This is a genomic window from uncultured Bradyrhizobium sp., from assembly GCF_936943645.1.
GTDB lineage: Bacteria > Pseudomonadota > Alphaproteobacteria > Rhizobiales > Xanthobacteraceae > Bradyrhizobium.
The window spans coordinates 17,499-28,319 of the sequence record NZ_CAKZJO010000118.1 but is presented as its reverse complement, the minus strand read 5'-3'; the positions used below and the strand labels follow the sequence as shown (position 1 = coordinate 28,319).

At 65.6% G+C, this 10,821-nt stretch carries 11 protein-coding genes; 8 read left to right on the top strand and 3 right to left on the bottom strand.

Going from position 1 to position 10,821, the window contains the following annotated elements:
- Positions 1-66: 66 nt before the first annotated feature.
- Positions 67-1,302 (bottom strand): MFS transporter, encoded by a 1,236-nt coding sequence (locus tag Q0743_RS34110; protein WP_298245787.1) that lies wholly within the window; start codon positions 1,300-1,302, stop codon positions 67-69.
- 141 nt (positions 1,303-1,443) lie between these two features.
- Positions 1,444-2,691, bottom strand: a complete 1,248-nt coding sequence (locus Q0743_RS34105) for an MFS transporter (protein WP_298245786.1) — start codon at positions 2,689-2,691, stop codon at positions 1,444-1,446.
- A gap of 218 nt (positions 2,692-2,909) precedes the next feature.
- Between Q0743_RS34105 and Q0743_RS34100 the strand changes: the two genes are divergently transcribed.
- Positions 2,910-4,979 carry a prolyl oligopeptidase family serine peptidase gene (locus tag Q0743_RS34100; protein WP_298245785.1) on the top strand — a complete coding sequence of 690 codons (2,070 nt, stop codon included), beginning with the start codon at positions 2,910-2,912 and terminating at the stop codon, positions 4,977-4,979.
- Between the two features lie 215 nt (positions 4,980-5,194).
- Here Q0743_RS34100 and Q0743_RS34095 read toward each other — a convergent pair whose 3' ends face one another.
- Positions 5,195-5,866 (bottom strand): DUF938 domain-containing protein, encoded by a 672-nt coding sequence (locus Q0743_RS34095; protein ID WP_298245784.1) that lies wholly within the window; start codon positions 5,864-5,866, stop codon positions 5,195-5,197.
- Positions 5,867-6,097: 231 nt separating this feature from the next.
- Between Q0743_RS34095 and soxX the strand changes: the two genes are divergently transcribed.
- From soxX to Q0743_RS34060, 7 genes are read left to right on the top strand one after another with little or no spacing between them, the layout of a single operon-like run.
- Positions 6,098-6,448 (top strand): sulfur oxidation c-type cytochrome SoxX, encoded by a 351-nt coding sequence (gene soxX / locus Q0743_RS34090; RefSeq protein WP_298245783.1) that lies wholly within the window; start codon positions 6,098-6,100, stop codon positions 6,446-6,448.
- Between the two features lie 25 nt (positions 6,449-6,473).
- Positions 6,474-6,965, top strand: coding sequence for a thiosulfate oxidation carrier protein SoxY (soxY, locus tag Q0743_RS34085; protein WP_298245782.1), 492 nt, complete (start codon positions 6,474-6,476; stop codon positions 6,963-6,965).
- Between the two features lie 13 nt (positions 6,966-6,978).
- Positions 6,979-7,290 carry a thiosulfate oxidation carrier complex protein SoxZ gene (soxZ, locus tag Q0743_RS34080; RefSeq protein WP_298245781.1) on the top strand — a complete coding sequence of 104 codons (312 nt, stop codon included), beginning with the start codon at positions 6,979-6,981 and terminating at the stop codon, positions 7,288-7,290.
- Positions 7,290-8,153: a sulfur oxidation c-type cytochrome SoxA gene (soxA, locus tag Q0743_RS34075; RefSeq protein ID WP_298245780.1), complete on the top strand. Its 864-nt coding sequence runs from the start codon at positions 7,290-7,292 to the stop codon at positions 8,151-8,153. The genes soxZ and soxA overlap by 1 nt, the downstream gene beginning before the upstream one ends.
- A gap of 8 nt (positions 8,154-8,161) precedes the next feature.
- On the top strand, positions 8,162-8,467 hold the full coding sequence (locus tag Q0743_RS34070) for a hypothetical protein (RefSeq protein ID WP_298245779.1): 306 nt from the start codon (positions 8,162-8,164) through the stop codon (positions 8,465-8,467).
- 56 nt (positions 8,468-8,523) lie between these two features.
- The gene (gene soxB, locus Q0743_RS34065) at positions 8,524-10,275 is read left to right on the top strand and encodes a thiosulfohydrolase SoxB (protein ID WP_298245778.1); all 1,752 of its coding nucleotides are present in this window, start codon (positions 8,524-8,526) and stop codon (positions 10,273-10,275) included.
- On the top strand, positions 10,272-10,730 hold the full coding sequence (locus Q0743_RS34060) for a hypothetical protein (RefSeq protein WP_298245777.1): 459 nt from the start codon (positions 10,272-10,274) through the stop codon (positions 10,728-10,730). Before soxB ends, Q0743_RS34060 begins: the two co-directional genes overlap by 4 nt.
- Positions 10,731-10,821 lie beyond the last annotated feature (91 nt).

The following is a 10,821-nucleotide window of genomic DNA, read 5'->3' as shown; positions in this document are numbered from 1 at the left end:
CTCCACAAATACTTGATTCTCAGCCAAAATTACTGCGACCGGCTGACTCAGTACGACTAATCCGCCCTACGGGAGCTTCGCTCTTGGCGCCCCCCGCACCATGATCAACGCAGCCGCCGCCACCTCGAGCGCAATGCAGAGATAGAACGGCAGCGAATAGCCGCCGGACCAGTCGCGCAGGGCGCCGACGATGCCGGGACCGAATGCGTAGGTGACCTGGTTGATCGCGGTGTTGAGGCTGATCAGCACGCCGAAGGCGGCGGAATCGAACTCCTGCTGCACGATCAGCGACGGCAGCGTGATGAGGTTGCCGACCGAGAAGCCGAACAATGCGCAAGCCCCGATCAGCACGTAATCATGGTGCAGGTTGATGACGACGAGCAGCGCCGCGGCCTGGCTGAGGAACGACAGCGCCGAGGCCAGCCGCTGGTTGAGGCGATCGATCACCAGCGAGAACAGCACCCGGCCGACCACCGCCATCGCCGTCAGCACCGCAACCGCGACGGCGGCGCGCTCGCGGCCGATCACGGGATCGAGGAACGAGATCAGGTGCACGATGAATCCGACCTGCGCGAACAACACGAGAGCGAAGGCAATGGTCACCGTGAGAAAGCCGACGTCGCGCAGCGCCCAGGCGCGGATCTCGGTCGACGATTGCGGCTTGGCCTTCGCCGCATGCCAGCCGTGGTGAGCGGGCGGCCGGCCGACGAAAAGCAGGATCACCGGCAGCAGCAAGACCAGCATGGCGCCCGCCGCGCCATACATCGCGCCGGCAAAGCCGATATGGCCGATCAGGGTCACCAGCAACGGCACGCCGACGATGCCGCCGAAGCTGGCGCCGTTGAGCGCGAGGCTGATCGCCATGCCGCGCTTGCGGTCGAACCACAGGCTGATCGTGTTGGTGATCATGGCAAGGCTGGTGCCGGCCCAGCCGAAGGCGAGCACGGCGTCGGCGAGATAAAGCTGCCAGGGCTCGCGCACCGCGCCGATCGCCACGGCAGCTGCCGCCATCGCCAGCGTGCCGGCGATCAGGCTGAGGCGCGCGCCATAGGTCCGCACCGCTTCGCCGACGAACACGACGAGCAGCGCGCCGAACAGGTAGAAGAACGTCGTTCCCGACGAAATCAGCGAAGCCGACCAGCCATGGGCACGCTGCAGCTCGGCGACATAGACGCTCTGGCCGTAGAAGCCGAGCCCCCAGCCGAAGGTCGCGAGCAGGAAGCAGACCGCGACGATGCGCCAGCCTTCGTAGCGGAGGGATGATTCGTCGGTCGGGGTCGTGTGATGGGGGTTGTCGAGCATTTGCGCTTCTCCTTCGCATCCCCCGCGAGCGCCTTGCGTCGCGCTCGTCTGTTCATGACGAGCATCATGTAACAATGAAGCTGCCGAAAATCACTTCGACAGCGATCGAAGCGTCAACGCTGCTGACAGCCTCCCGCCAATCTAGACCGCGTCCGGGAACTCGCCCATCGCCGCATCCAGCCGCGCCTTGCGGCGGCGAGCCCAGGAGACCAGCGAGAGCACGACGAGACCGAGGATCACCGGCGGGAACACCACGAGGTTGACCGCCGACCAGCCATAGCTGGCGAGCAGCTGGCCCGAGGAGAACGAGCCGATTGCCATCATGCCGAACACCAGGAAGTCGTTGAAGGCCTGCACCTTGTTGCGCTCCTGCGGGCGGTGCGTCTCCAGCACCAGCGCGGAAGCGCCGACGAAGGAGAAATTCCAGCCGACGCCGAGCACGATCAGCGTGGCCCAGAAATGCATTGCGGTGAGACCGGAGAGGCCGATGCCGGCGGCACCGGCTTCCAGCAGCAGGCCGGCGGCCACGACCTTCGGCGCGCCGAAGCGGGTGATCAGGGCGCCGGTGAAGAAGCTCGGCCCGTACATGGCCACGATATGCCATTGAATGCCGAAATTGGAATCGGAGACGGACAGGCCGCACATCTTCATGGCGAGCGGTGCCGAGGTCATCACCAGATTCATCATGGGATAGGAGATGACGCCGCACAGCGCCGCCGCGACGAAGCGCGGCTGCGTCACGATGGTGAGCAGCGGCCGTCCGCCATGCAGATCGGCCGGCGCGGGTTTCGGGATATCGACGCCGGCGACGATGCCCATCGCGACCAGCGCGACGGCGGCCTGCACCAGGAAGCTGAAGGCGAACAGATAGGGCTGCCAGACATCCATGGTCCATTGCACGAGCTGCGGACCGAGCACGCCGGCGAACACGCCGCCCGCCATCACCCACGACACCGCCTTGGGCCGGTAGGCCGCGCTGGCGCCGTCGGCGGCGGCAAAGCGATAGGACTGCGCCACGGAACCGTAGAGGCCGCCGAGGAAGGTCGCGATGCAGAACAGCGCGAACGAGGCGTGCAGGATCGCGAACGAGCCGAGCAGGCCGGTGAGCGCGCCGAGCCCGGTACCGATGACGAAGGCCACGCGGCGGCCGAAGCGGCGCGAGATCGCGCCTGTCGGCAGCGTGCCGGCCGCGAGCCCCAGCACGTACATCGACAGCGGCACGGTCGCGAGCGACATGTCGGGCGCGAGCGTCGCGCCGACGATCGAGCCGGTGGCGAAGATCACCGCCGAGTTGGCACCGGTCAGCGCCTGGGCGGCGGCGAGGCGCACCACATTGGCGCGCGCGCGGACGTCGTCGGCGATCTCATGGGTCGAAGTCACGTCGAGCATCGGCTTTTCCGCCCCAAAGGACTCTCGCGGGGCTCACGAGGGTTTGTTGATTCCCGGCACTATGGAGGGGTGCGGGTGGCCCGGCAACCGGCGCAAACGGGCGCAGGCCATGCCTCTGACGCAATCGGTGCGATGATAGCGGGCCGCGCCCTTGACGGCTTGCGCTCGATCAAATCTGATCCGCCGCGATTCCTGCGCGTTTCCTGGGAGTTTTGCTCATGTCCGTCGACGACCGGCCCACGCTTCAAGCGCCCGACGACGATCCCTTCCTGTGGCTGGAGGAGATCGAGGGCAAGCAAGCGCTCGATTTCGTCGAACGGCAGAATCAGCTGACGCTGCAGGCGTTCGGCGGCAAGGCCTATGAGCACGACCGCGACCTGCTCGCGGCGATCTACGATCGCCCCGACAACATTCCCTATGTCAGCCGGCGCGGCAACGATTTGCACAATCTCTGGAAGGATGCCGCCAACCCGCGCGGCCTGTGGCGGCGAACCACGCTGGACGAATTTCGCAAGGCAAGTCCTGCGTGGGAGACCCTGCTCGATATCGACAAGCTGGCCGCGCGCGAAGGCGAGGACTGGCTGCTCAGCGCGATCGTCGCGTTGCCAGGCAGCTCGCGCGCGATGCTGAGCCTGTCGCGCGGCGGCAGCGACGCCGTGGTGTTGCGCGAGTTCGACATGGCGACGAAGAGCTTCGTGGCTGACGGCTTCACGCTGCCGGAGGCGAAGGGCGGCGCCGACTGGCTCGATGCCGATACGCTGCTGCTGTCGAGCGCCCATGGCGAGGGCATGGCGACGACATCAGGCTATGCCCGGACCGTCCGCCTGTGGCGGCGCGGCCAATCGGTGGAACAAGCTGCCGTGCTGTTCGAAGCCCCCGCGAGCGACATGGCGGCCTACGGCCATATCGACCGCATGACGCCCGATCGCAAAATCTGGTTCGGCCGGATGCTGGACTTCTTCAACTACAGCGTCTCGATCGGAGACCGGACCGGCCCCGTCTCGAAGATAGACCTGCCCACCGCCATCGAGCTGCAAGCCCATGGCGACTGGCTCGCGATCAAGCCGCGCGCGGATTGGTCCGTGGGAGGACAGACGTACAAGGCGGACACCGTGCTCGGCATCGCGCTTGCGGATTTGCTGGCGGGCCGCCGCAAGTTTGCCGTGCTGTTCGAGCCGGCGCCTCGCCGGGCCGTCCAGGGCTTCTTCTGGGCTGCCGGCAAGCTCGTGCTGTCGATCCTCGACGAGCTCAGGCCGCGCTTCGAGATCTGCACGCCGTCCGCCACCGGCTGGAGCCGCGCGACGCTTCCCGGCCTGCCGCAAATCGGCGTCGTCGACGTCTGGCCGCTCGATCGCCATCCCTCCGAGAGCAACGGCGATCTGCTCGCCAATGTGCAGGATCCGCTCACCCCGCCCTCGCTGCTGCTGCTCGAGCGCGGCGTCGCAAGCCCGACCCTGCTGAAGCAGGCGCCGAAGACCTTCACCGCCGACGGCCTCGTGGTGACGCAGCACGAGGCGATCTCGATCGACGGCGAGCGCATTCCCTATGTGCAGACGGGCCCCGCAAAGGAGACCGGCGATGCACCGGTCTATATGAGCGCCTATGGCGGCTTCGCGCTCGCGGTGAAGCCGTATTACAATTCCTCGCTCGGCAAGCTGTGGCTGGAGCGCGGCGGCACCATCGTACAGGCGAATTTGCGCGGCGGCGGCGAGTTCGGCACACGCTGGCACGATGCGGGACGGCTCGCCGGCAAGAAGCTCTCGCATGACGACTTCGCCGCGGTCGCAGCCGATCTCGTGCGACGCGGCGTGACGCAGCCGAAGCGCATCGCGGCGCAAGGCGGCTCGAACGGCGGCATCCTCATCACCAACATGCTGGTGCGCTATCCCGAGCGCTTCGGCGCGCTGTTCTGCACCATCCCGCTGGTCGACATGCGCCGCTACACGAAGCTGCTCGCCGGCGCGAGCTGGATCGCCGAATTTGGCGACCCCGACAAGCCCGAGGAATGGGAATGGCTGAAGACCTATTCGGCCTATCACAATGTGAAGGCCGGCCAGCCCTATCCGCCGATCCTGATCGCCACAACGCGGCGCGACGACCGCGTCCATCCCGGCCACGCGCGCAAGATGGCGGCCAAGCTGCAGGCGATGGGCTATGAGGCCTGGTTCTACGAGCCGGCCGCCGGCGGTCACGGCTACGGCAAGGACAACAAGGAGCGCGCCGGCTTCGAAGTGCTCGGCTTCCGGTTTCTGAAGGAGAAGATCGGGTGGCGGGATGGCGACGTCTGACGGCTGATCGATTGCGGAAGCCCGAGCGCCGCGGGCGGTGCACCTCTCCCGCCTGCGGGAGAGGTCGGCGTGCGAAGCACGGCGGGTGAGGGCTTTGTCCTCTTGGGGATTGTCCCGTTGCGGAGACACCCTCTCCCCAACCCTCCCCCGCAAGCGGGGGAGGGAGCGCACCGACTGCGGGGCGCGCATCTCAACTCGAGTCGGCAGCGTCTCAGCTACCGCGAAAACACCAGCGTCAGATTGTTCGCGGGCATGTCGATGGACTCGACGAGGCGGAGGCCAGCGGCCCTCGCGAGCAACTCGACATCGCCGATGTCGCGCACGCCCCATTCCGGATTGCCCTCGCGCAAGGAGGTGTCGAACACCGCATTGCTGAGCGCGGTGTGCTTGCCGTCGCGCTTGAAGGGGCCGTAGAGGAACAGCTTGCCGTCGGGGCGGAGGTAGCGGCCGGCGCCGGCGAACAGACCCTCGGCCACGGCCCAGGGCGCGATGTGGATGACATTGGCGCAGAACACGGCCGCAAGACTGGCCGGCCCCTGCCCGCTCTTCATCTCCGGACACCAGTCGGGATCGGTGAGGTCGATCCGCAAGGGCGGGCGGATGTTGGGCAGGCCGGCATAGACGCGCCAGGCCTCGATGCTCCTGAGATGGCGCTGGTTGAGGTCGCTCGGCCACCAGATCAGGCCCGGCGTGTGGCGGGCGAAATGGACCACATGCTGGCCGGTTCCACTGCCGAGCTCGACCACGTTGCCGCTCAGCCCGGTGAGGCGCTGTTCCAGCGCCGACCAGATCGGCGCGTGATTGCGGTGAAAGGCCGGTGCATCGAGCCGCCCATCCGACTCGACCCGCCCGCCGTCCCTGCCAAATTCGACAACATATTCAGCCAAAGTGACGTCCCCAGAAATGTGAAACAGAAAACACGACCATGAGGGCCAAACGCCCCAGAATAATTTGCTAGTTACGGCCCAATGGATGAAACGAACTATCTCGTCGGTTGCAATGCGGACGATATTAACTCCATTTTGCTGCGTGCATAGTCTTGATTGTCAGGCGCTGCCCTTTGTGCTTTTGAACAATTCCGCAAAAGAGATCATCGACATACCGCTTGGGACGATGCCTTGACCGCCTTTCCTTGCAAGCCTGTTGTTCTGGTGGCGCTGGCCCTCCTCGCCGGCGTGGCTGTGGCGCAGGCGCAGTCCACCGTCGCCGACGGCCGAAAGCTCGCTTTCGACCGCGGCAAGGGCAATTGCCTGACCTGTCACGTCATCAAGGGTGGCGACCTGCCGGGATCGATCGGCCCCGAGCTGAAGGACCTCAAGGCCAAATACCCCGACCGCAGCGAGCTCACCGCGATCATCTTCGACGAGACCAAGCGCAATCCGCAGACCATGATGCCGCCGTTCGGCCGGAACCGGATTTTGACCGAACAGGAGATCGGCGCGATCGTTGATTTCCTGCAAACCCTGTAACGGCCGGCTGCCCAGGAGACCCGAGATGACCACCACGACCGGCCCCCTTGCGACGAGGCGCCTTATTCTGCAGGGCGCAGCCTGCGTCGCCGTGCTGGGCCTTGGCAACCTGCCGTTCGCGGCCGCGCCGGCGCGCGCCGCGGCCAACGACAAATATCCGGAAGAGGCCTTCAAGCAGAAGAACGAGGCCGACGCGATCAAGGCGCTCTATGGCAAGACCGCCGAGCCTTCCGACAAGGTCAAGCTGGATGCGCCCGAGATCGCCGAGAATGGCGGCGTCGTGCCGGTCTCGGTGACGACCACGCTCGACAAGGTCACCTCGATCTCTTTCTTCGTCGCAGAGAACCCGTTTGCGCTCGCGGCGTCCTACAAGATCGCCGACGGCACGCTTCCGGGCGTCGCCAACCGGCTGAAAATGGCCAAGACCAGCAACCTGGTCGCCATCGTCGAGGCTGACGGCAAGCTCTACAGCGCGACCAAGGAAGTGAAGGTCACCGTCGGCGGCTGCGGCGGCTAGGAGGATCGGTCCGATGGCATCAAGCATTCGCGTGCGCGCAACGTCCAACGGCGACATCACCGAGGTGCAGGCGCTGATCCAGCACCCCATGGATACCGGCCTCGTCAAAAATCCCGCCGGCGAGCTGATCCCGGCGCACTACATCCAGCAGCTGAAGTTCGAATGTAACGGCAAGGACGTCTTCGCCGCCGATTGGGGCACTGCGGTCTCCAAGGACCCCTACGTCAAATTCAGCTTCAAGGGCGCCAAGAAGGGCGACGAGCTCAAGATCTCCTGGACCGACAACAAGGGTGCGTCGGACACGACCACCGCGAAGATCGCGTGATGAGAACGCGCGCCGCCCTACTGCTTGGCTCGCTCAGCGCCGCGCTCGTCGCGTTCGCTCTTACCTCTCCGCGCGTCGTCGCAGCCGACAAGATCGATCCCGTTGCCGACGCCAAGGCGTTCCAGAACTTCTTCTTCCAGAAGTTTCCGAACGTGAAGCACGAGGACTTCGTCAACGGACCGTATTCCATGAACGCGGACATGAAGCGGCAGTGGCAGGAGAAGGAAGAATTCCCGCCTTACGAGTTCGCGCTCGACGCCGGCAAGGAGATGTTCGCCACCCCGTTCAAGAACGGCAAGACCTATGCCGATTGCTTCCCGAACGGCGGCATCGGCATCCGCCAGGACTATCCATACTTCGACACGAAGGAAGGCAAGGTCGTCACGCTCGAGCTCGCGCTCAACCGCTGCCGCGCGGCCAATGGCGAGGCGCCCTATTCCTACGTCAAGGACGAGATGGCCTCGCTCACCGCCTACATGGCCTTCACCTCGCGCGGCAAGCTGATGGACATCGAGATCCCCGATGATCCGCGCGCGCTCGAAGCGTTCGAGAACGGCAAGCGCTATTTCTACACGCGACGCGGCCAGATGAACTTCTCCTGCGCGAGCTGCCACGTGCAGAGCCCGGGCGAGCGAATCCGCGCCGAGATCCTGGCACCGGCGCTCGGCATCCTGAACGCGATGCCGATCTACCGCTCCGAATGGAGCGGCATGGGCACGATCAGCCGCCGCTTCGTCACCTGCAACAGCCAGACCCGCGCGGTTCCGCTGGAGCCGCAGTCGGACGAGTACCGCGACGTCGAATATTTCCTGTCCTACGTCGCCAACGGCCTGCCGATCGCGGGCCCAGGGGCACGACCATGAGCGCGGCCATGAAGCGGTCATTTACCCTGGCCATGCTGCTCGCGCTCGGCCTCGCGCCATCCGCGCGCGCGGCCAATGAAGCGGACTACAAGGCGGCCTACGCCGCTGCGGAAGCCGCATCGAAGGAGGCTGCCGGCTTGCGCAATCAATGGACCGTCACCGTCTCGACGATGGCTGCGGCCAAGAAGGCGGCGGATGGCGGCGATTTCGACCGCGCCACTGCGGCAGCCAAGGAAGCCGAGGCGCTGGCAAAGGCCTCGATCTTCCAGGCGGCTTCCGAAAAAGAAGCCTGGAAGGCGATGGAAATCCGCTAGACTGGGCCTCCACCGGAACAGTCTTGCGACCGCCTGAGGGCGCGGAGAATTTTGGAATGGCGATCCGCCGCCGCGATTTCCTGAAGAGCGCGGGCCTTGCCGCCGCAACGTTTGGTCTGCCGAGGCTCGCGCGAGGCGCCGAGACCACGGGCATTTACGACCTCGAACGGTTCGGCAATGCGCGGATCCTGCACATCACCGACACGCATGCGCAGCTCAATCCGGTCTATTTCCGCGAGCCCAGCGTCAATATCGGTGTCGGCGAGATGGCTGGACGGCCGCCGCATCTGGTCGGTCGCGCCTTCCTGGAGCGGTTCGGCATCCGCGCCGACAGCGCCGATGCCTATGCCTTCACCTGCGTCGAGTTCGAGAAGTCGGCAGGCCGCTTCGGCAAGCTCGGCGGCTTTGCCCATCTGAAGACGCTGGTCGACCGCTTGCGTAGCGATGTCGGCGAGAAGCGTTCGTTGCTCGTCGACGGCGGCGATCTCTGGCAGGGCACCGGGCTTGCCAATGTCATGCAGGGCCGCGACATGGTCGAGGTCGCCAACCTGCTCGGCATCGAAGCGATGACCGGGCATTGGGAATTCACCTATGGCGAGCAGGCGCTGCGCGACAATCTCGAGCGCTTCAAGGGCGAGTTCCTGGCGCAGAACGTCTTTCTGACCGAGGAAGCCGCGTTCAACGACGCACCCGCCTTCGACAAGGCCACGGGGCGGGTATTCAAGCCGTCCGTCATCAAGGAGATGGGCAGCCATCGGGTCGCGATCATCGGCCAGGCCTTTCCTTACGTGCCGATCGCCCATCCCAAGCGGTTCACGCCGGACTGGACCTTCGGCATCCGCGAGGAGGAATTGCAGAAACATGTCGATGCCTTGCGCGGCACCGACAAGGTCGATGCCGTCATCCTGCTCTCGCACAACGGCATGGACGTCGATCTCAAGCTCGCCAGCCGCGTCACCGGCATCGACGTCATTCTCGGCGGCCATACCCACGACGCCGTGCCGCAGCCGATCCCCGTCAAGAACGCCGGCGGCACCACGCTCGTCACCAATGCCGGCTCCAACGGAAAATTCCTCGCCGTGCTCGATCTCGCGATCGACAAGGGCAAGGTCGGCGACGTCAGATATCATCTGCTGCCTGTCTATTCCGAGCTGCTGAAGCCGGACCCTGCCATGGCCGAGCTGATCGGCCGGCTGCGCGCGCCGCATGTGACCGATTGGTCGGCGAAGATCGCAACGCCGGACCGCCTGCTCTATCGGCGCGGCAATTTCTCCGGACCGGTCGACGAGCTGATCTGCACGGCGCTCCGCACCGAGCTCAATGCCGAGATCGCGCTGTCGCCGGGCTTCCGCTGGGGCGTCACCGCGCTGCCCGGCCAGGCGCTGACCATGGAGGATCTGCTCGCGGAAACCGCGATCACCTATCCCGAGACCTATGTGCAGGAGATGACGGGAGCGCAGATCAAGGACGTGCTGGAAGACATCTGCGACAATCTCTTCAATGCCGATCCCTACTATCAGCAAGGCGGCGACATGGTGCGCGCCGGCGGGCTCAATTACACCTGCACGCCGGCGGGCGCGATCGGCAGCCGCATCTCGGAGCTGAAGCTCCATAACGGCAAGGCGCTCATTGCCAGCCACCGCTACAAGGTCGCGGGCTGGGCCTCGGTCAACGGCCAGCAGGGCGCGCCGGTGTGGGACGTCGTCGGCAAATATCTGCGCTCGGGCCGGATGTTTCAGGAGCGGCTCGGCTCCGGCGTCACGCTGAAGGGCGTCGAGGACAATCCGGGCATTGCGGGACAGGGATGAGGCGCGCGCAGATCCTCTCCGCGCTGATGCTGGCGCTGCTGGTCTCGCCTGCGATCCCGCCGGCCTCGGCGCAACAGGTGCCGCTGCAGGACAAGCCGTTCGCCGAGCACAAGATCGTACTGCAGCTCTCCGACGGCGACGCCAGGAAGCAGGCGCTGGTGCTGAGCGTCGCCAACAATTTGCTGAAAGCCTACGACCCCGACAAGATCGCGATCGAGGTGGTGACGTTCGGCCCCGGCATCGACCTGTTGCTGTCAGGCAGCGAGCGTCGCAAGCAGGTCGAAAGCCTGATCGCGCAGGGCGTGCGCTTCGACATCTGCCTCAACACCGTGGACACGATCGAGCGCGAAACCGGCAAGCGGCCCGAGTTCATTGCCGCGGCAACGCCGGTGCAGGTCGGCGTCGCGCAGATCCTGTTCCTGGCGGAGAACGGGTACACGGTAGTGAGGCCGTAGGCTTGGCCTCCCCCGCTGTCGTCCCGGACAAGCGCGCCTCGAGCGCGCGCCGATCCGGGACCCATAGCCACAGGGAGTAGTTTGGCGAAGA

Excerpts from the sequence above, each read along its gene's own strand:
- Q0743_RS34110 (WP_298245787.1), bottom strand. The coding sequence starts at position 1,302 with ATGCTCGACAACCCCCATCACACGACCCCGACCGACGAATCATCCCTC.
- Q0743_RS34105 (WP_298245786.1), bottom strand. The coding sequence starts at position 2,691 with ATGCTCGACGTGACTTCGACCCATGAGATCGCCGACGACGTCCGCGCG.
- Q0743_RS34100 (WP_298245785.1), top strand. The coding sequence starts at position 2,910 with ATGTCCGTCGACGACCGGCCCACGCTTCAAGCGCCCGACGACGATCCC.
- soxY (WP_298245782.1), top strand. The coding sequence starts at position 6,474 with ATGACCACCACGACCGGCCCCCTTGCGACGAGGCGCCTTATTCTGCAG.
- soxZ (WP_298245781.1), top strand. The coding sequence starts at position 6,979 with ATGGCATCAAGCATTCGCGTGCGCGCAACGTCCAACGGCGACATCACC.
- soxA (WP_298245780.1), top strand. The coding sequence starts at position 7,290 with ATGAGAACGCGCGCCGCCCTACTGCTTGGCTCGCTCAGCGCCGCGCTC.
- Q0743_RS34070 (WP_298245779.1), top strand. The coding sequence starts at position 8,162 with ATGAAGCGGTCATTTACCCTGGCCATGCTGCTCGCGCTCGGCCTCGCG.
- soxB (WP_298245778.1), top strand. The coding sequence starts at position 8,524 with ATGGCGATCCGCCGCCGCGATTTCCTGAAGAGCGCGGGCCTTGCCGCC.
- Q0743_RS34060 (WP_298245777.1), top strand. The coding sequence starts at position 10,272 with ATGAGGCGCGCGCAGATCCTCTCCGCGCTGATGCTGGCGCTGCTGGTC.